Raw genomic sequence first — 20616 nt, 5'->3', positions numbered from 1 at the left:
ACACATAGGCCATTCTTTTACGCATGAGAAAAACCTGCGCCATGGTTGTTTTCGCGACCTACTTGCCCACCGTCGCGTCTGCACAAGAAACTACAGATTCAGCGCCAATGACTGAGCCAAATCAGGCACCTCTCGCCTTTTGTGCTGTTGAACCTGTAACCTTTACCAGCAGCCAACTCATGCCTGAAGGGCACATCAAAGTTCAAGCTGATAGAACTGAAATTATTGAAAACACTGTCGCACTGTTTTCAGGTCACGTAGATATCACTTCTGATACGGCGCAGATAAGTGCTTCTCAGGCACAGGTTAATGGCAACGGTAAAGATCTGATTGCCAAAGGCAATGTGACCTATCAAGACGCACAAATTAAAGTTGAAAGCGACGCGGTCACTCTACGCTCAGAAGAAGAGCGACTAGAGATGATCAACACACGCTATCAATTAACCGGGTTTGTTGGTCAAGGTGCAGCTAAAGACATTGTTTTAGACACTGACACGGGCATTTCGTTAAAGAATGTGAGCTTTACTACCTGTCCTGCAGGTGGAGAAGACTGGCAAATTCGTGCAAGTGAAATCAGTTTGGAAAAGGGAACAGTTTGGGGGCAAGCCAAACACACCCGTTTTTACATCGCAGACGTGCCCGTATTTTATTTACCTTATTTTGCTTTCCCCATCAGTAACCAGCGCCAAACTGGCCTTCTTTTTCCTGAGCTAACCAGCTCAAGAAGAACCGGTGTCGATTACACACAGCCTTTTTACTGGAACATTGCGCCTAATTACGACATGACCATTTCGCCGCGTTTAATGACATTGCGCGGCGTCCAACTCAATACTGAGTTTAGGTATCTTACCGACACCAGCCAAGGTAAAGCGTATATCGAATATTTGCCTAGTGATACTGACATTGCCGGTAATCCCAATCGTTACTTCTATCGCCTAGAGCACCAAGGGCTAATTGGGGACAACTGGCTACTAAATGTTGATTTCAACGGGTTAAGTGACAACAACTATCTGGTCGATTTGGGTTCAGATTATTACAGTCGCGCAGATACCCACTTATATCGAAGTGTCGGTCTGAGTTACTACTCAGAAAAACTGTCGATTAATATGCAAATTAAAGACTTTGAGGTGTTGGGCAACACGCCAGACAGTTATCGCGCAGTCCCCGAAATTAAAATGAACTATCGCACGTCATTTGGCCGATTCCTCGAGTTCAATGTGGACTCTGAAGTTGCGCACTTCGATAACACTTTGGAAACGGCACCAACAGCAACCCGTTTTCACATTGCCCCAACACTGGCGGTACCTTTCCGTTCAGCATGGGGGGAGCTAATCGCTGAAACGACATTATTTCAGACCATCTACCGTCAAGATAATGTAGAGGGAACACAACTTAAGGAAGATGTAGAACGAACGCTCGGTCAAGCAAGATTGTACGGTGCGCTATACTTCGAGCGTGATAGCTCTTGGTTCAATGACGACCTATCAATGACACTAGAACCGAAAGTTCAATACCTCTACACGTCTTATGAAGACCAAACGGCGATTGGTTTTTATGATTCAACGCCACTGCTTACCGATGTTGAGGGGCTCTTCCGAGGTCAGGAATTTACTGGGCTTGACCGCATAAGTGATAACAACCAAATTACGCTTGGCGCCACAACCCGATTACTAGATAAAAACAATCGGGAACAATTGGTCTTAAGTGTGGGTCAGATATTCTACCTTGAAGATAATAAAGTTATTGCGGCGACCAAAAACCAAGATCGCTCAGCATTGGCTGCTGAAGTTGATTGGCGCTTTAATCAGAATTGGTTCTTCCATACTGACGTTCAAGTAACAACAGATACAGACAAAGTCGACCTCAGTAGCACTGGTATTGAATATCGCAAAGACGATGCGCGTTTTATACAAGTAAACCATCGATATGTGCGCGACCTCAGTGGTGAGACGATTAGCCAAGTAGGTATTTCGGCAAGCTGGCCTATTTCTGAAAACTGGCAGTGGGTAGGTCGAACTTATCGTGATATTGAGCGCAACCGAAGTGTTGAAACTTATGCAGGCATTCAATACGAGTCATGTTGCTGGGCTGTTAGGCTTGTTGCACAACGAAGCCTCAATAACCGTTATAACGCCCTTGGCGAGCAATCGATTGACGATTTCGACTCAGGCGTATCGTTACAGTTTATTTTTAAAGGGATCGGTTCGTCGGGAACGCGAAGAAGCATGCTAGAAGATGGTATGTTTGGCTATCGACAGCCATATAGTTTAAATTAACCCGCAGTTGAGTGTGCATAGGTATGCTCAAATGTAATTAACCAATAATAAAAGAGTGTGTATGAAGTTCATTACCCGAGCATTGATGTTAGGTGCCCTACTCTCATTTAGCAGCGTTGCGCAAGAAGTTATGCTTGACCGCGTTGCCGTTATCGTTGACCAGGGCGTTGTATTAGAAAGTGAAATTGACGCACTGGTAAAAGATGTTAAGCGCAATGCAGAGGCAAATAATCAACAGCTACCGTCAGATCGTGCACTGCGCACTCAAGCGATAGAGCGCCTTATTACCAAAAGCTTACAACTGCAAATGGCAGAAAGAATGGGTATCCGAATCAGCGACCCACAGCTTGAGCAAACTATCGGAAATATTGCTGCTAACCAAAATGCCTCTATTGACGAATTGCGCGCACAGCTTGCCGCTGAAGGTATTGCTTATGACGATTACCGCGAAGATATTCGCGAAGAAATCATCATGGGTGAAGTTCGTCGCGCCAATGTCCGCCGCCGTGTTTATATCACCTCACAGGAAATAGAAACCCTGGTTGGTTTGATAGAGCAGCAAGGTGCTGAACAAGCAGAGTACCGCCTTGGTCACATTCTTATTGGCTTCCCGCCAGAGCCAACAGATGAAGATATCCAAGCGGCGCGAGAGCGTGCTGATAAAGTTATTGCACTATTGGAGTCGGGTTCAGACTTTGCCAAAATAGCCATTGCTTCGTCATCGGGTAACGAAGCGTTGGAAGGTGGTGATATGGGTTGGTTGAATATTAATGCTATGCCTACCTTATTTGCAGAAGCTATACAAAATAAAAACAAAGACACATTAGTTGGCCCCATCCGCAGTGGTGCGGGCTTCCACATTTTGAAAGTGCTTGATACCCGTGGTATTGAAACCGTGACGATTGAAGAAGTAAATTCTCGTCACATATTGGTTAAGCCATCAATTATTCTAAGTGAAGAAAAAGCCAAGAGTATGTTGGCCCGTTTCAAAAAAGAACTGCAAAACGGTGAAGCGGAATTCGAGGCTTTGGCAAAGGAGCATTCTGAAGATCCGGGCTCTGCTCTACGTGGCGGTGAACTTGGATGGTCAGATCCTCAAAACTATGTTCCTGCCTTTAGAGACGCTCTAGCGCAGCTTGAACCTGGTGAGTACAGCGACCCGGTACGTTCAGTACATGGCTGGCACCTTATACAACTTATCGAGCGTCGCGTGGATGACGCCACAGAGAAGCGCAAAGAAGAAAAAGCGTATCAGCTCATCTTTAATAGAAAATTCGCAGAAGAGACGGAAAACTGGCTTCGCGAAATGCGCGATGCAGCATACGTTGAAGTTGTCGATGCATAACAACAGAACAACTTATGAGCACACCAATTAAAATTGCAATTACGCCGGGTGAACCGGCAGGAATAGGGCCAGATTTAATCATTAAACTGGCCCAAGAAGCGTGGCAAGCACAACTTGTTGTCTTTGCCGATGCCGACATGCTAAGGGCAAGGGCTGAGCAGCTTGCCCTTCCTTTAACTCTTATTGAGTACGACCCTATTAACCCGCAAATTCAACCTGCGGGTTCGTTGTTTATTAAACACATTGAAAAGTCAGTTGATGTAGAAGCCGGTAAACTGGACAGTGAAAATGGGTTGTATGTGGTTGAGACACTTCGCCAAGCCTGTCAGGCTAATATAGATGGCGACTTTGATGCCGTTGTTACTGGACCAGTGCACAAAGGCATTATTAACAAAGCTGGTGTTTCATTTAGCGGTCATACTGAGTTCTTTGCATACCAGTCCAATACCATTGATGTGGTAATGCTACTGGCCACAGAGGGGTTGAACGTTGCTCTAGCAACCACACACATTCCATTAGAATACGTGTCTAAAGCAATCACTCGCGACCGTTTGTATAAGGTTATCCATATCATTAATACCGACTTAAAGCTAAAGTTCGGTATTAAAGATCCACACATATATGTGTGTGGTCTTAATCCGCATGCGGGAGAAGATGGCCATATTGGCACAGAAGAAATACACACCATCATCCCTGCACTTGACGAATTGCGTGAAGAAGGGATTACCATTACGGGGCCGCTCCCTGCAGATACTATTTTTCAACCCAAATATCTGGAAAACGCCGACGTTGTTTTAGCGATGTATCACGATCAGGGCCTACCCGTGCTAAAATACAAAGGTTTTGGCGCGTCAGTGAATATAACATTAGGCCTGCCTTTTATTCGCACGTCTGTCGATCACGGTACCGCGCTCGATTTAGCAGGAACCGGTGAAGCAGATGCCGGCAGTTTTAGAAAAGCATTAGAAAAAGCCATTGAGCTTGCACACCACCAACAATGAGTAAAACACATTTAGGCCATACGGCCAGAAAGCGATTCGGCCAGAACTTCCTTCACGACGATTACGTGATAGGGAAAATCGTATCTGCTATCGCTCCCAAAAACGGACAAAACTTGGTTGAAATAGGCCCAGGTTTAGGCGCGTTAACAGATCCTGTTTGCGAAGAGGTAAATGCGTTAACAGTTATAGAGTTAGACAGAGACTTAGCGAAGCGATTGCGTCACCACCCCTTCAACGGAGAAAAGCTCACCGTCATTGAACAAGATGCGATGACAATGGACTTTACGGCATTGAGTAAAGACATGCCAGAGAAAGACAAGAAGCTAAGGGTGTTTGGTAACCTGCCTTACAACATCTCTACTCCTCTTATGTTCCACCTTTTTGATCATGCAAGCAGTATAGAAGATATGCACTTTATGCTTCAAAAAGAGGTCGTTAACCGTTTGGCTGCGGGCCCTGGCTCTAAAAACTACGGACGCCTGTCGGTGATGGCTCAGTACTACTGCCACGTTATCCCTGTGCTTAACGTGCCACCTGGAGCGTTTAAGCCACCACCAAAAGTTGACTCTGCCGTGGTAAAATTAGTCCCCCACGATGCGCCTCCCGTAGACGTTGTGTCAGTAAATACGCTGGAACGCGTTTGTGCTCAAGCCTTTAATCAGCGTAGAAAGACCATTCGAAATTCACTCAAAGACAGTTTGACTGAAGAAGAAATAAGCGCATTAGGTATCGACCCTACTTATAGAGCGGAAGTATTGTCGTTAAGTGACTTCGCTACCATTGCCAACGCCGTCTCTGCTAAAGAAAGTCAACAAGAGCAGTAAACGTTTTATGGATGACTTAGAAATTCAGGTGCGAGTAAAAACTCGCCACCTGCCAGAACACCTGCCCTCAGACTCTAAACAGTTCGCTTTCGCTTATCACATCACTATTGAGAATAAGCGAAGTGAAACGGTACAACTTATCAACCGTTTTTGGCGGATAACTGATGCTAATGGTAAAGCGACTGAAGTTGAAGGCGCTGGTGTTGTCGGAAAGCAACCTATTTTAAAATCTGGTGAAATTTTTGAGTACACAAGCGGTGTTGTAATTGACACACCAGTGGGCAATATGGAAGGCTATTACGAAATGGAAAAAGAAAACGGTGAACGATTTCGCGTTACCATTCCCTTATTTCGTTTAGCCATTCCCAGTATTCTCCACTAGGAGGTGTTCATGTTGCACGGCAAAACTTTTGTTATTGGAGATATCCAAGGCTGTTATAAAGGTTTACGTCGCCTGCTTGATAAAGCACACTTTGACCCTTCAAATGATATGTTATATGCCGTGGGTGACTTAGTCGCTCGCGGAGAAGACTCATTAAGTACCTTGCGGTTTCTCCGTGATTTAAATGCAAGTTTTAGTACCGTATTAGGCAACCACGACTTACATTTGCTTGCCGTTGCTAACGGTATTCGAAAAGCCAAAAAGTCGGATAAGTTAACCTCTTTACTCAATGCAGCCGATTTACCTGATTTACTAAACTGGCTACGACAATTCCCTCTCGCTAGCAAAATCGATTCAAACACGCTTATTGTACACGCAGGATTATATCCAAAATGGTCTATTGATGAATGCATCTCGCTTAGTAATGAGGTCAGTCAGGCCCTGAAAGGCGATAGTTATGTAAACTTTTTAGCGGGAATGTATGGCAATAATCCTGACTCTTGGTCACCGGATTTACCAATGCAAGACCGCCTGCGTTTCGTGGTTAATGCCTGTACGCGTATGCGCTTCGTGCAGCAAAGTGGAAAACTCGACTTCGACAATAAATCTCACCCTGATAGCGTACCAGCCAATCAACGAAAAAAGTTAGCGCCTTGGTTTGAGAGAACTAATGAACAACTAAGGACAACCGAAAGGGTAATATTTGGCCACTGGGCAGCGCTGCTTGGTGAAACCCGCAATCCACAGTTCATAGGTTTAGATACCGGTTATGTGTGGGGACAATCAATGAGTTTGCTATGTATCGATAGCAAAGAGGTTATCCGAATAGATGCGAAAGACGGATAACGTGCGCCTTCCCCTAAATCAAGTATTAAAACCAGACACAACGCACAACTTTAGTAGCAATTGGTTAAGCTTCGCACTAAAATATGAAGTAGTTTGTTCGACTTAACTACTGGTAAGACCAGAAGAGTTCGTATCTCTTATACATTAAATAAAGTAAACATTAACTTACTGTAGCCGATACAATAATTTGAGCGAATAAAGACGATGTGTTGATGCACTCTTCTTGAGTTCCAGATACCCCGCGTTGGCATGGGTGTATTTTCTTCAAGGAGCGCGCTAATATCGTCAATGAAAAAAACAAAAATGTACTCATCCAGGAGTTCCGATGAAAATAACCGTAGCTACACGCGTAATCGGGGGATTTGTTGCGATCAGCGCACTTCTGATCGTCATTAGTGTTGTTTCACTATACAACCTTAATTCAATAGGCTCTGCGACAGAAGAAGTAAACGATGTTGCGTTACCGACAGTGGCGGGCAGTAATGCCCTAAAAGCGAGCTTTCTCAACATGGGTAGACTCACTTTTGAAAGCTATATTGTTGAAGAGTTAAATGGATTGGAAACAAAGCGTTCCGAATTCAACTCGGCTAAGGAAAGCTTTGAAAACGAATATAAACAACTCGCACATGCCGTTGAAAACCAACCTGAATTAAAAAGTACATTGAATTCTGTTCGTCAGTCATTTGACGCCTACACAAGAAATGTAGAAGTGATGTATCAGAACCATCAAAAATACTTAAGTTTGCGTAACACAATCCAAGACCGTTTGGGTGATGCTGAAGATAATGCAGACGATGCGTCGACTTATCTTTTGGATTTTTCTGATTTAGACACGGTTCAAAACGATACAAAACTTCGTCGTGCCTCGGAAATTGGTAGCCAACTTGAAACTTCGTTATTGTCAATGCTGACTGTTTCAAATGAATACGTAAAAACCCAAACACTGGTTCGCTCTCAAACACTGGGCAACGAAGTTGATTTGGTAGTCGACAAGGTTGTAACGCAATTAAGTGAAATGGTAGACGCTGCCGATGGACGCGATGACTCAGGTACACTAGATGATATAAACACGCTAGTTAACGATGCCGTTAATGCGATTAAATCAAGTAATGGTGTTGTACAACTTCATGTGAACCGGTTAGAGCGTAGAAATGACGCAGAAAAAGCGTTAAATGCCTCTGATGAGAACATTGCACAAGGCGTCATTGATTTAGAGAAGTTACTTGCAGTAGCTGATAGAAAAGCGAGTGATATCGAAAACCAAGTAAACAATACAATTGCCTCAGGGAATACAGTTGTGATTGTGGTTGTACTTTTATCGATAGGTGTAGCAGCATTCATCGGCTTTGTGACTGTTCGCGCAATTACCGGTCCCTTGTACCGTGTAAACGAGTTATTAACAGTTGCTTCTTCTGGTGACTTAACACATCGCCTAGATGACTCTGCACAAGATGAGTTTGGTTTGTTGGCAAGAAACTGCAATACACTAATCGGCAATTTAAAAGAGTTAATTACTGCAATTAACGTTCGCGCTGAGCAGTTAGCGGCAGCATCTGAACAAACTTCAGCGGTAACGGCACAAACAACCCACTCAATTCAAGATCAAAAATCTCAAATTGGTCAGGTTGCAACGGCAACTACAGAGATGCACTCTACATCTCAACTTGTTGTTCAAAATGCAGAAGATACACTTAGCCAAATTCGCCACGCTGACAAAGAAGCGCAAAACGTTAGACAAATTTCATTGGATAACAAAAACACCATAGAGATTCTTGCAAAAGACGTTCAAGACGCTGCTGATGTTATCAACAAACTACATCAAGACAGCGCGAGTATTGGCGGTATATTAGATGTAATTCGTGGTGTTGCTGACCAGACCAACTTACTGGCACTAAACGCAGCTATCGAGGCTGCTCGTGCTGGAGAACAAGGTAGAGGCTTTGCAGTTGTTGCAGATGAGGTAAGAACGCTAGCAAGCCGCACTCAAGAGTCAACTCAAGAAATTAATGCGATGATAGAGGTCCTACAGGCGGGGGCTGAGCGTGCGGTAGCTGTAATGAATCAAGGTAAGGAGCAAACGGTAGCCTGTGTAGCGCAAACTGAACGCGCAACACAAGCATTGGATATTATCTCTGATGCAGTACACAAAGCCCATGACGTGAGCTCACAAATCGAGCAATCTGCAAGAGAGCAAAACACGGTATCTCAAGAAATTAGTGAAAAGCTTGAAACAATTGTGGGTATCGCTGAAGAAACAACGGCTGGAGCACAGCAGACATCAGAGTCTAGCCATGAAGTGGCAAGATTGGCTGAAGAGCTACAACAATCTATTCGCCAATTTAAAGTGTAGTAATAGACAATTTCCATCGAATTAGACAAAAGCGCCTTCTTGGCGCTTTTTTTATGCATGTTGATCCGGTGAGAAACCGAAGGCAGATGTCGATACATGGAGCAGTGGCAGAAGCAAAAGCAGGCATGTCAATATAAATAGAAACCACCAGCGCATTTCACATAATGAACTATACTTTTCAGTAGTAAGTACAATAGGTTTCCAACTTGCGCATACATTCACTTCGTTCCCAGATTATTGTTGGTGTGGCCATTGTGATTGCAATGTTTGTTGCAGTTCAAATGACAATACGCGCATTTGTTATTTATCCGCAGTTAAAGTCGTTATCAGAAAAGCACGACAAATATGAGCTGTTACGGGTTGCTTCTGAAATACATCAAGAAATACGAGCGCTCGAAAATCTAGTTTACGACAACGCAGTATGGGACGAGTCATACAGAGCACTTGAAACAAAAGATGTGGCTTGGTTTGAAAAAACCTACTTCTCAGCTGCTAGCTATTCAACTTTAGGTATTCATGGCTGGTTTTTCTTTGACAGTAATAAAAATCTTGTTGCCGGAGAACACTTTTCGGCAACGTACCCGCTAGATGATATATCACGGCAAATTGTGCAAAGTGGTTTATTAGATGAAATACATCACACCGAAGACAGCATTGTTCATACGTTGTTTGAATTAATCGATGGAAAACCAGCTGCGCTCATTGCCAGTCACATTCTTCCCTCTGACGAGCAAGGTGAATCGAATGGTACTGCGATTATTGTTCAACAAATCAACCAAGCCTTTATCGACAAAATAACACCTAATATTGAAGGCGATATACAATTTCATTCCACAGACTCTCTGTCACAAGACGCTATCACAAACAGCATACTATTTGGTGCTCTTATTAATAAAAAGCTCGACTTGCTTGAATTTGAAAGTTCATTAAACAGACTGTATGTTCGCTTCGAATCACCGACTAAAACATCACTTTTTGCTATTTCAATTCAACGTCCCAAAGGGCCTGATAAGCATATAATAATGGACGGAAGCTTAATTGGTGGCATAGTTGTCTCTGTGCTATCACTTATTGTGTATTACGGTTTCATAAACAGAAAACTGATAACACCCGTTTACGATTTACTACAACTAGTACAGAGAGCGCAAACTGAACAAGACTTTTCCGTGCGAAGCGAGTTAGAAGGTAGCAACGAGGTTTATCAATTAGGCAAGCGACTTAATAACCTGCTCGCCTTAATACAGGCACAGCAAAGTGCCGTGTCGGAAAAAAATAAAATTCTACAAAACTTAAGCCGCACAGATGCACTCACCGGACTGTCGAATAGACGTTATTTTGATGAGTGGATGGCATCGCTTTCTAGCAACGCAAATACGCCCAGCATTGCAGTCAGCCTATTAATTATAGATATCGATTATTTCAAGCTTTTTAACGACCATTATGGTCACGCCAAAGGAGATGAAGCACTAACTTTGGTTGCTACAGCGATTAAACAATCACTTCATGAATCCACAGACCACGCTTTTCGCTATGGTGGAGAAGAGTTTGTGGTAGTGCTTCAAGATACCGATTCTGAAGAGGCAGTAAAAGTGGCAGAAAACATTCGCCAACATATTGAAAACAAACACTATGAGCACAATACATCTCCCTTGTCTGACTATATTACTATCTCTATTGGCGTAGCCACTAAGCAGGTCAACATGTTGTTAGATGTTCAAGATATTTTCAAACTTGCTGACCAAGCTTTATATACCGCGAAGGCGCGGGGAAGAAATCGGGTTGCCTTCCAATCTGACTCAGAAACTATTTGAATCAATGAAAGACATGCGACCGACAGGTTCGGTCGCATGTCTTAAAGTATTATTCAAATAGCGCTTTGTGAAGTTTGCGAACGATATCTTCACTGTCGCCTTCATTCACCAAGAAAGAAAGGTTGTGTGGGTTTGCGCCGAAACAAATCATGCGTAGATTAAAGTCGGAAACCGCCGACAATATCTTACTTGATACACCCACCGCCGCTTGCATGTTGTTTCCTACAACCGTTACAAGGTCATACCCTTTTTCTACTTTCACATCACAGATAGTTTCAAGATCAGCAATGGTTTCTTTATTTAACCGCTGTGCCACTGAATTAGCGGGGTTGTCTAGCGTAAAAGACACCGAAATTTCAGAGGTTGTAACCAAATCAACACTTAATTTGTGCTTAGCAATGATAGCAAAAACCTGTTGTAGGAAGCCTTGCGCATACATCATTTTTGGTGTTTTCACTGTTACCATAACCTGTTCTTTACGGCGGGTAATTGCGCGAAATGGCGGCTCATTTTCACAGTCGCGAACTATCCAGGTTCCGCCTTTTTCAGGCTCTTTACTCGACCCTACAAAAACTTTAATGTCTTTGCGTAAAGCGGGCTCCATGGTTGCAGGGTGTAATACTTTAGCACCAAAGGTTGCCATTTCTGCCGCTTCTTCAAAGCTCAGCTCTGGTAGTGGACGTGCTGCCGAGGTAATTCGAGGATCTGTGGTATAAACACCAATAACATCTGTCCATATTTCACAGGACTCTGCATCTAATGCTTCAGCCAGTAGCGCTGCCGTAAAGTCTGAGCCACCGCGACCTAGTGTGGTAGTACGACCTTCTTCATCGGCACCAACAAAGCCTTGTGTTACCACTATGGCGTTTTCAATCTCTGGTGCCAATAGCTGCTTAGCTAGCTTTTCAATTTCTTCAATTTGAGGGGCACCTTCACCAAATTCGCTATCAGTACGCAACACTTTGCGTACGTCAAAATTCATGGTGTTGACACCTTCTTCAGCCAAAACAGATGCGAACATCAAAGACGACATTCTCTCACCCATAGAAAGCAGCTGATCTTTTAAGTCATCTCGATGAAGAATTTCTTCGTGGAAAGCTAAGCTTCGCATTTCATCAAGTAAATCATTAAGCTTAGGCTCTACCGCATCTTTATCACTGAGCTTATTCAGAATAGCAAGCTCAATATTGATAACTGCTTGGCAAGTTTCTTCTATTTGTTGTTGGGTCATTGGCGTATGCGCCAAGCTAACCAAATGATTAGTTACACCTGCCGCTGCACTCACCACAACAATGCGCGTTTTGTCATTACCGGCAACAATTCGGGCGCAATTTTGCATTACTTCATAATTGGCAACGCTAGTTCCACCGAACTTAGCTATCGATAAGGCATTTGTCACTATATTAAACTCCAAAATAAAACTGGCATTCAACCAGTAAAGTCACGTGCTTGTACGTAACTAGTCAATCGTTACATGGTCGCCGACATGAATTCCATTGCCAGCAAACCACCCTTGGTTCATTTCCAACGCGTACAGTACCTCTTTCGATGATCCCACCGACTCCAAACTGTGTGGAGTGAGAGGTTTTATATCTGTTATTACGCCATTTCTATCGATAAATGCTACATCTAAGGGAACAAACGTATTCTTCATCCACATACCTGCGTATTTGGGGGAAGAGAATTTGAAAAACATGCCACAATCTTCACACAGCGTTTTACGGAACATCAGTCCTTGCGCGCGCTGCTCAAATGTTTTGGCATACTCAACCTCATAGAGCTTGTCGCCGATCTTCAATGAAATTGAATCAAAGCTTACTTGATTTAGCGAAGCTACCGGGTCGACCTGCGCTTTTGCACACCCTAAGGTTAATACAAGTACCGCTACAATAAAGAAAGATTTTCCCATTAGACATTCCTTTTTGCCATAAAAAAGCCGGTGTCACTCTACAGGCACCGGCTTTCAAGTTTATACACTATTTTATGCAACATTCAACGTTGGAATAATCCGCGCTTTTGCTTCTTGTTCAGCTTGTTTAAAACTTGGCATTTTATCGAAGTTCAAGTAACGAAATACCTCACCCGACATAGCGTTAATTTTGGTTGCATACTCCATGTATTCTGAGGCAGTCGGTATGCGCCCTATAATTGCACCTACCGCTGCAAGTTCAGCTGATGTTAAATACACATTAGCGCCATCACCCAGACGATTGGGGAAGTTGCGCGTAGACGTTGAAAGTACGGTGGTACCGGCATTGACGCGTGCTTGGTTACCCATACACAATGAACATCCAGGCATTTCAGTGCGCACACCCACTCTACCGTAAATGTTGTAATAACCTTCTTCCATCAATTGGGCTTTATCCATTTTTGTCGGCGGAGACATCCACAAACGGGTGGGAAGCGTTTTGTTGTACTGCTCAAGTAATTTACCGGCTGCACGGAAGTGACCAATATTGGTCATACATGAGCCAATAAACACTTCATCCACCTTATCGCCCGCCACTTCCGATAGTGTCTTGGCATCATCAGGATCATTAGGGCAGCATACAATGGGTTCTTTTATCTCGTTAAGGTCTATTTCAATCACTTCAGCGTATTCTGCATCAGCGTCTGCACGCATCAATGATGGGCTAGCCAACCACTCTTCCATCTTTCTCGCGCGACGTTCTAAGGTACGAGGGTCGCCGTACCCTTCATTGATCATCCAGCGAAGCATTGTGATGTTAGAAGCCAAATATTCCGCTATGGATGCTTCTGACAAGTTAATAGTACAGCCTGCTGCAGAGCGCTCAGCCGACGCATCAGACAATTCAAAAGCTTGCTCAACGGTTAAATTCTCAAGCCCTTCAATTTCTAGAATACGCCCTGAGAATGCATTCACTTTGCCTTTCTTTTCCACCGTCAGCAGGCCCTGTCTAATGGCGTAAAGTGGAATGGCATGGACAAGATCGCGAAGCGTAATACCTGGCTGCATATCGCCTTTAAAACGCACTAAAACAGATTCGGGCATATCTAAGGGCATAACGCCTGTTGCCGCAGCAAAAGCCACCAAGCCAGACCCTGCCGGGAATGAAATACCCAATGGGAAACGGGTATGTGAATCACCGCCAGTGCCCACAGTGTCAGGCAATAACATGCGGTTTATCCAACTGTGAATAATGCCGTCACCTGGGCGCAGTGATACGCCACCTCTATTCATAATAAAGTCGGGCAAAGTATGCTGTGTTTCAATATCAACTGGCTTTGGATAGGCTGCGGTATGGCAAAAAGACTGCATGGTTAAATCGGCAGTAAAACCAAGACAGGCCAAATCTTTGAGCTCGTCGCGGGTCATTGGGCCGGTGGTATCTTGTGAGCCTACTGTGGTCATTTTGGGTTCACAGTATGTACCCGGACGAATACCTTCAACACCACACGCTTTACCCACCATTTTTTGCGCCAATGAAAACCCTTTGCCGCTGTCTTGTGGTTGCTCAGGTTTTCTGAATAAATCGGTTGGCCCAAGTCCAAGTGTTTCTCGCGCTTTCTCTGTTAGCCCGCGACCGATAATCAGGTTAATGCGCCCACCGGCGCGAACTTCGTCCAAAATAACTTTGGATTTGTAATTATATTGTGCAAGTACTTCTCCGGTTGCATGGTTGGTGATCTTCCCTTCAAATGGATAGATATCAATCACATCTCCCATGTTCATTTTATCCACATCTGCTTCAAAAACGAGCGCACCGGCATCTTCCATTGTATTGAAAAAAACTAGGCGCTACTTTGCCGCCAATACAAACACCACCACCGCGTTTATTAGGAACACCCGGTAAGTCTTCCCCGAAGAACCAAAGCACAGAGTTAGTTGCAGACTTTCTCGATGAACCTGTACCCACTACATCGCCTACGAATGCAACCGGATACCCCTTGCTCTTCACCGCTTCAATTTGCGTCATTGGGCCTTTAACGCCAGGTTCTTCTGGTTCTAGACCTTCACGCGGCATTTTATACGCAGCTAGCGCGTGCAGGGGTATATCAGGGCGCGACCATGCATCTGGTGCAGGAGACAAATCATCGGTGTTAGTCTCCCCTGTGACTTTAAAAACAGAGTAGGTAATTTTATCGGCCATCAGTTTACGCGATGTAAACCATTCACCTTCAGCCCAAGATGTAATAATGTCAGTAGCGTGTTGATTACCCGCTTTATGTCTTTCTTCTACATCGTGATAGGCATCAAACATAAGCAGTGTATGTTTTAACTCTACAGCGGCAAGTGGGGCTAACGCATCATCGTCTAGTAACTCAACCAAGGTAGCGATATTGTAACCACCGTGCATATTTCCCAATAAGCTAATGGCTTTCTGTTGCGAAATTAGCGTACAAGTTTCTTCACCTTTTGCAATTGCACTTAAAAAACCTGCTTTAACATAGGCCGCTTCATCTACACCTGGTGGTACACGTTCAGACAACAAATCCAAAAGGAACGTCTCTTCGCCTTTTGGCGGATTTTTGATAAGTTCAACCAAGTCCGCAACTTGCTCAGCATTTAGAGGTTTAGGGGGAATGCCAGTTACAGCACGCTCTTCAACATGTTTACGGTATTCTTGTAACACTGTTTCTTCCTCTTGATAGGCTTGCGCAATATGAGTTAACGGTTGTGTTTGCACTTGACGCAAGGATAAGTCGAATAAATCGAAAATAAGTATAACCACAAAGCCCGATAAGTTAAGTTTTGACCACTTATTATTCATTTATAATCATTATTCAGCACAAGAAACTCATGCTCACGGTTCTACCCTAAAAGGCTTAAGAACATGTTACTGAGGAAGGTCTTGTAATGGCCGAGTATGCAGAAAGCTGGCAAACCTTGGTTTTCCATAAGCCGTTAAACCGTAGTATTTATATGTTACCCAGCTTCCAATTGCAGGTGGATTTGCTCTTTCTGCATGACTAAACCCACTACCAAGTTTAAAACGAACACCTGCTTCAGTTTCTACCAATAACGACCCCATAAGATTGGCAAAGGCGCCTTTCCCTTGAATATGTGCCAAAACCTTGGCTTCCGCATCTTGAAATTTTTTAAGTTTAAGCAAGTACTCACTTCTCCCATCGTTATAAAGAGCTTTTTTGTGATGCAGCATTAGGCCTTCACCTCCAGCAGCAACAATGTCGTCTAGTTTACTTTTTAAGGCTTCTTGCGTCGGTAGAGTAAATTGAGGGATCACAGAAAGTGAATTTGGGGATACTGACTGAACGATTGCTCCTAGTTGCTCGAGGCGAGCCTCAAAGGTATGTAAAGAATTAGGTAAATCAAAGACCATGAAGGTAACATCTCGCCAGCGCTCATCTGGACTATCCCGAAGAACAATGGAAGCGGTGTACTCGAAAGCTCCTCGCCTAACCCAAAGCTCGCCATCTAGTACCTCATCAGGCCAATTACGCGTAAACCACGGTGGCGAGTGAATGATATTTCCTTTTCGCGTTATCAGCATTTTTCCAGTCCAGCGCGCGCGAATACCATCAAGCTTTTCACTCACGTAATACTCATTTATGGTTAAATCACCAGACTCTTGGTATACAGTAGCAAGTTGAAGAGGAAGTGTGTCGTTAGACTTCCCCGAAGTAGCGCTCACAAAAAGTAACGCAAACGAACAAATAAGTGCTCTTAGCATCATTATTCCCTCCCAAATGTAAAAACCTCAGTGTAAGGAGAGAGAGAATAATGACTACTGAGCGTTAGGCGGTTTTTACCCTTTAAGAATGGTGTGTCTTTGTCGGTAACAACCTAAACTTGAAAATCTTCTCTAAGGAGCGAATACATATTTAAATTGACGAGTTCACCTTTGAAATAGCGCGCCTGACGCAATGTACCTTCAAAAATAAAGTTCGCTTTTTTAAGGATATGTTCAGACGCCATATTGCCTTGAATTGTCACTGCTTGTAGGCGATTGAAGTTACTTGATGTGAAAAACAATGTTGTTAATAAAGAGAGCGCTTCCGTTGCATACCCCTTGCCTCTGTAACCACTAAATATTCGATAGTACAATTCCCGTCCATCTAAGTAGTGTGATGTAGAAAACAGACCAGCTTCCCCCACAATATTGGAAGACTTATCCTCGATAATTAATTTACCTGTTTGGTTATGCCAAAACCCCGTCTCGGCGAATTCTTTTTTGAAGCTAGTTTGTGAGCTAATCACCACAGGCATGAACTCTCCTGGATCACTAAAATCTTGTGAGAGCGTGTAGAGTGCGTCTAAATCGCTCTCTTTTACCGCTCGAATTGAAACCTTCTCGCCCTTTAACATAACTTTTTCCTCTGCGCTATTCACCGCTCTTTTTCACACGCTATCAAACCCAAAGAATGAAGTCATCCAATCGGACTTTCAAAAAGAATTGCTTCACCTTTACTTCACCCTTGATTTAACACAATGTCCTAAACATCGTTAATAATTACCTTTATGCATAAATTATCACAACGTTCAATGTTGCTGTCTCAAATGAAATTAAAGATGTCTTTTTGGCTTAATACGCATGAAAACCTGCGTCTATGGCATGGTATGTATATATTACTGTTGATAACGCTTGCGTTGGGCAGACTAGTACAAAAAATTACCACCGATAGCGGTGGTGTTATCAGCCGCTATGTACCCATATTTGTTGTTACACTTTTAATAGCTAGCTTTATTGGATATATAAGTAAAACCCCTAGTTTTTAATAGAGTATTTTGGCTGTGTGTCTTCTGGAGCATTGTAATCGTGGATATCGCACTACTATCTTGTGTTTTATATTTCTTGCTAGGCCAAATGAACTTACTCATTGTGAGTATTTTTATCACTTTGCTGCTAGTGACATTGCCAGCACAAATAGTGCTATATCGTTACTCGAAGCGGCAATGTGCCGTGTGGACGTAACGCGCTGTGAGCGTTTGAATTCAAATAAAAAAGCCCCCATTTTACATTAAAGCAGAGGCTCGTAGGAATGAACTACTCTTGAAGTAAGTTTAGTTTCATTTTAGGCGCTTTCTTAGCAACCCAAATGCACCTAGCAACAGCAACCAGTACGCTGCGCCGCCACCACTGCTACCGCCGCCGTTATTGCCACCATTATTTCCGCCATTCCCTGGCTGCTGATCAATCAGAGTATTGGGCGTTTTATCGAGCTCACTGTCTGTCACCTGGTTGCTGTCTATTACATTAATTGCGTAAACGGTTACAAAATTTTCGTAACCCGGCAGCACTCCATCAGTACACTGTTCCGCGCTATAATTGAACATTGGGGTGTTACCGTAGGTGTTTAAGCAACGGGTTAAATCTTGCATTGCCTCTAACACGGGCATATCTTCTTCGACTACTTGACCAAAGACAGTGAAACCACCGTTCTGTAGGTCAAGATTAGCGCTATTATCTGCAATATTAAAAAACCATTGGTTAGTGGCGCTATCTGGGTTTCCGGCCACTTTGGCCATGGCAATGGTCCCTTTAACGTTAGACAGCTCTGGTTCGTTTTCTACCGTATCACCTGCTTCAACAGCAACGTGCTCAAATCCATTGTCGTACTTAAAGCCACCACCTTGCACCACGAAATTATGCTCTAAACGATGAATGATCGTATCTTGGTATGCCCCATCGTTTACATAGCTAAGAAAGTTCTCTACTGTTTTGGGGGTGGTAGTGTCATGTAGATTGACACGAACATTGCCTTGGGAAGTTACAAACTCTACGATTGTTGCGTGAAGGTGAGAAGAAAAGAAGGCCGCACAGGTCGTCAAGCATACCGCTGCTCGAATAGGAAATTTCATAAAGTCACTCTGGTTATAGGTAAATTTAAAGCCGATCATAATAGAGCGCCCTATAACCTAATTCTAGTCACATTTTTATAACAGTTTCCTACTTATTTATCAAGCCGTTTATTCGATTAAAGAAACGTTGTGTCAGCAGCGACTGATGGATGAGTCAACACGGTTTTGACTTGTTCGCAAATACTTTGAAAGCACCGTATGTAATGCGTTTTTGTTGACCGGTTTGGTTAAATATCCATCCATTCCAGATTTAAGGGCATTATTAATTTCATCACTGATGACCGCAGCGGTAAAAGCAATAATAGGTGTAGTTACATTTAACTCCCGCAGCAACTTAGCAGCTTCCGCACCATTTACTTCAGGCATGTGCAAATCCATTAGTATCAAATCGAAAGTCATCGCCAAGGCACTGTCGATTGCCTCTTGCCCATTGTTTGCCAGTGCGACTGTTATCCCCATCATCTCGAGTAACGACTTTGCAACCGCTTGGTTGATTGGATTGTCTTCTGCCACTAGTACGTGGCCTGAAAAATACCGCTTAGGTTCAACAATAGTAAATTTAGGCTCTTTTATCGTTGTTATGGCAAGTGGTAGTGAAAATTGAAAGTGGCTTCCATTTCCAGGAGAACTGTTTACCACTATTTCACCGCCCATCGCCTCAACGAGGTTTTTGACGATTTGTAGCCCTAACCCTGTACCACCGTGCACTCTATTTACGCGACTGTCAGCTTGGGCATAGGCGTCAAAGATAATGTGTTGTTGCTGTTCGCTGATACCTTCCCCAGTGTCCATCACTGAAAAGTGAACGACATGATCACCTGATGACGTGAATTGAAATGTGAGCGACAACCTAACGCTCCCCTGCTGAGTAAACTTCACCGCATTACTGATAAGGTTATTAAGCACCTGTGATATTCGTGTAGCGTCGCCTATAACAAGTGTACTCATGTCGCGAGCTATATCTATATGCAGCGAAACGCCTTTTTCATTGGCGATGGGCGCATAAAGTGCCATACACTCTTTGACGATTAACTTGAGATCGATTGGCATAAATTCAAGATTAAGTTTACCCGCATTAAGTTTCGATAAATCCAAAATATCATTGAGAATTCGATTAAGGGACTGCCCAGAACATTGTATTTTTTCTAAATTCGGCCGTGCTTGCTCGGTAATTGTGTTAGCTAGAACAACATCTGTCAGCCCTAAAATTCCATTCAGCGGCGTGCGAATTTCATGAGACATAGTCGCGAGGAAACGAGATTGGGAAGCCAATGCTTGCTTTTCTTTTTCAAGCGCATCATCAAGCTCTAGTGCTTTATTTTTGCTCTCAGTTAACGCTGATTCTAGCAAGTGAGAAAGCGCAAAAATCAGCATTGATACGGTTACGTTGGTAATACAAACTCGTAGCCAAATTGCCGAATCATAAGTACCAGCATGCAAAGGAACTAAAAATGAGCAGCTCACCAGAATTACCATAAGTAATAGACGCCACCATCCTTTAAGAAGCAATACGGGAAAGATGGTGCCAATAGGAATTAACGTTGCCGGTAAGAGTCCATTACTTAATACCAAATAAGGCGCTATAGGAATTGACAGTAGCGCCCATACTTTTGCTACTTCGTCACCACAGTTAGGAAGCCACAGCCCTACCAAAGCGACCACAAACCACACTAAAGAAAGGAGAACCGCCACAAACAGATTCTCAGGGCGATTAAATACGACGGCAATTATGATAAGTATAGAAAAAGCCAGTAGAATTCCGAATCCCGTTCGACGCAACTTAGACGTTACATCACTCAGGGAGCCTGACATCAGGCTTTGCTTTTCTATCATGTGGCTTCCGGACTGTTTAAAATTAATACAGCCCAGATTATATATAGACTTTTAGTTATGTGTATTAGTCTTTAGAAGGTATCTAGAGCCTAGGGAACACCCCTTTAAATAATTCTGAATGTTGTTTTTATGTACTATCCTGCTAATCTAGTAACATTCTGTTTT

14 protein-coding genes and 1 pseudogene are annotated in these 20616 nt (G+C 43.4%); 8 read left to right on the top strand and 7 right to left on the bottom strand.

Annotation, left to right across the window (positions count from 1 at the left end):
- The first annotated feature begins 23 nt into the window (after positions 1 to 23).
- From EYR97_RS11775 to EYR97_RS11740, 8 genes are all read left to right on the top strand, one after another.
- On the top strand, positions 24 to 2276 hold the full coding sequence (locus tag EYR97_RS11775) for an LPS-assembly protein LptD (RefSeq protein ID WP_131094004.1): 2253 nt from the start codon (positions 24 to 26) through the stop codon (positions 2274 to 2276).
- 61 nt (positions 2277 to 2337) lie between these two features.
- Positions 2338 to 3621 carry a peptidylprolyl isomerase SurA gene (gene surA, locus EYR97_RS11770; protein WP_131094003.1) on the top strand — a complete coding sequence of 428 codons (1284 nt, stop codon included), beginning with the start codon at positions 2338 to 2340 and terminating at the stop codon, positions 3619 to 3621.
- Between the two features lie 14 nt (positions 3622 to 3635).
- On the top strand, positions 3636 to 4622 hold the full coding sequence (pdxA, locus tag EYR97_RS11765; RefSeq protein ID WP_131094002.1) for a 4-hydroxythreonine-4-phosphate dehydrogenase PdxA: 987 nt from the start codon (positions 3636 to 3638) through the stop codon (positions 4620 to 4622).
- Positions 4619 to 5446, top strand: a complete 828-nt coding sequence (gene rsmA, locus EYR97_RS11760; protein ID WP_131094001.1) for a 16S rRNA (adenine(1518)-N(6)/adenine(1519)-N(6))-dimethyltransferase RsmA — start codon at positions 4619 to 4621, stop codon at positions 5444 to 5446. The genes pdxA and rsmA overlap by 4 nt, the downstream gene beginning before the upstream one ends.
- A 7-nt stretch (positions 5447 to 5453) precedes the next feature.
- On the top strand, positions 5454 to 5828 hold the full coding sequence (apaG, locus tag EYR97_RS11755) for a Co2+/Mg2+ efflux protein ApaG (RefSeq protein WP_131094000.1): 375 nt from the start codon (positions 5454 to 5456) through the stop codon (positions 5826 to 5828).
- Positions 5829 to 5837: 9 nt separating this feature from the next.
- Complete coding sequence (locus EYR97_RS11750; RefSeq protein WP_131093999.1) at positions 5838 to 6674, top strand: symmetrical bis(5'-nucleosyl)-tetraphosphatase; 837 nt, start codon at positions 5838 to 5840, stop codon at positions 6672 to 6674.
- Between the two features lie 325 nt (positions 6675 to 6999).
- A complete protein-coding gene (locus EYR97_RS11745; protein WP_131093998.1) occupies positions 7000 to 9024 on the top strand; it encodes a methyl-accepting chemotaxis protein in 2025 nt (674 codons plus the stop codon).
- Between the two features lie 206 nt (positions 9025 to 9230).
- Positions 9231 to 10835 (top strand): diguanylate cyclase, encoded by a 1605-nt coding sequence (locus tag EYR97_RS11740; RefSeq protein WP_131093997.1) that lies wholly within the window; start codon positions 9231 to 9233, stop codon positions 10833 to 10835.
- Between the two features lie 49 nt (positions 10836 to 10884).
- Here EYR97_RS11740 and lysC read toward each other — a convergent pair whose 3' ends face one another.
- From lysC to EYR97_RS11700, 7 genes and pseudogenes are all read right to left on the bottom strand, one after another.
- The gene (gene lysC, locus EYR97_RS11735; protein ID WP_131093996.1) at positions 10885 to 12234 is read right to left on the bottom strand and encodes a lysine-sensitive aspartokinase 3; all 1350 of its coding nucleotides are present in this window, start codon (positions 12232 to 12234) and stop codon (positions 10885 to 10887) included.
- Between the two features lie 60 nt (positions 12235 to 12294).
- Complete coding sequence (locus EYR97_RS11730; protein ID WP_131093995.1) at positions 12295 to 12744, bottom strand: DUF192 domain-containing protein; 450 nt, start codon at positions 12742 to 12744, stop codon at positions 12295 to 12297.
- A 72-nt stretch (positions 12745 to 12816) separates the two neighbouring features.
- Positions 12817 to 15430 (bottom strand): annotated as a pseudogene (acnB, locus tag EYR97_RS11725) (bifunctional aconitate hydratase 2/2-methylisocitrate dehydratase).
- Between the two features lie 204 nt (positions 15431 to 15634).
- Positions 15635 to 16492 carry a DNA ligase gene (locus EYR97_RS11720; protein WP_131093994.1) on the bottom strand — a complete coding sequence of 286 codons (858 nt, stop codon included), beginning with the start codon at positions 16490 to 16492 and terminating at the stop codon, positions 15635 to 15637.
- Positions 16493 to 16602: 110 nt separating this feature from the next.
- Positions 16603 to 17124: a GNAT family N-acetyltransferase gene (locus tag EYR97_RS11715; protein ID WP_131093993.1), complete on the bottom strand. Its 522-nt coding sequence runs from the start codon at positions 17122 to 17124 to the stop codon at positions 16603 to 16605.
- A gap of 702 nt (positions 17125 to 17826) precedes the next feature.
- A complete protein-coding gene (locus EYR97_RS11705) occupies positions 17827 to 18618 on the bottom strand; it encodes a peptidylprolyl isomerase (protein ID WP_131093991.1) in 792 nt (263 codons plus the stop codon).
- A 132-nt stretch (positions 18619 to 18750) separates the two neighbouring features.
- Complete coding sequence (locus EYR97_RS11700) at positions 18751 to 20451, bottom strand: ATP-binding protein (RefSeq protein ID WP_131093990.1); 1701 nt, start codon at positions 20449 to 20451, stop codon at positions 18751 to 18753.
- Positions 20452 to 20616: the final 165 nt, after the last annotated feature.

Origin of the sequence: Alteromonas sp. KUL42 (assembly GCF_006538325.1) — a bacterium.
Taxonomy (GTDB): Bacteria; Pseudomonadota; Gammaproteobacteria; order Enterobacterales; family Alteromonadaceae; genus Alteromonas.
This window is presented reverse-complemented; position numbering and strand designations above follow the sequence as displayed.

Excerpts from the sequence above, each read along its gene's own strand:
- rsmA (WP_131094001.1), top strand. The coding sequence starts at position 4,619 with ATGAGTAAAACACATTTAGGCCATACGGCCAGAAAGCGATTCGGCCAG.
- EYR97_RS11775 (WP_131094004.1), top strand. The coding sequence starts at position 24 with ATGAGAAAAACCTGCGCCATGGTTGTTTTCGCGACCTACTTGCCCACC.
- EYR97_RS11700 (WP_131093990.1), bottom strand. The coding sequence starts at position 20,451 with ATGATAGAAAAGCAAAGCCTGATGTCAGGCTCCCTGAGTGATGTAACG.
- EYR97_RS11745 (WP_131093998.1), top strand. The coding sequence starts at position 7,000 with ATGAAAATAACCGTAGCTACACGCGTAATCGGGGGATTTGTTGCGATC.
- EYR97_RS11715 (WP_131093993.1), bottom strand. The coding sequence starts at position 17,124 with ATGTTAAAGGGCGAGAAGGTTTCAATTCGAGCGGTAAAAGAGAGCGAT.
- EYR97_RS11730 (WP_131093995.1), bottom strand. The coding sequence starts at position 12,744 with ATGGGAAAATCTTTCTTTATTGTAGCGGTACTTGTATTAACCTTAGGG.
- EYR97_RS11705 (WP_131093991.1), bottom strand. The coding sequence starts at position 18,618 with ATGAAATTTCCTATTCGAGCAGCGGTATGCTTGACGACCTGTGCGGCC.
- surA (WP_131094003.1), top strand. The coding sequence starts at position 2,338 with ATGAAGTTCATTACCCGAGCATTGATGTTAGGTGCCCTACTCTCATTT.
- EYR97_RS11750 (WP_131093999.1), top strand. The coding sequence starts at position 5,838 with ATGTTGCACGGCAAAACTTTTGTTATTGGAGATATCCAAGGCTGTTAT.
- pdxA (WP_131094002.1), top strand. The coding sequence starts at position 3,636 with ATGAGCACACCAATTAAAATTGCAATTACGCCGGGTGAACCGGCAGGA.
- apaG (WP_131094000.1), top strand. The coding sequence starts at position 5,454 with ATGGATGACTTAGAAATTCAGGTGCGAGTAAAAACTCGCCACCTGCCA.
- EYR97_RS11720 (WP_131093994.1), bottom strand. The coding sequence starts at position 16,492 with ATGATGCTAAGAGCACTTATTTGTTCGTTTGCGTTACTTTTTGTGAGC.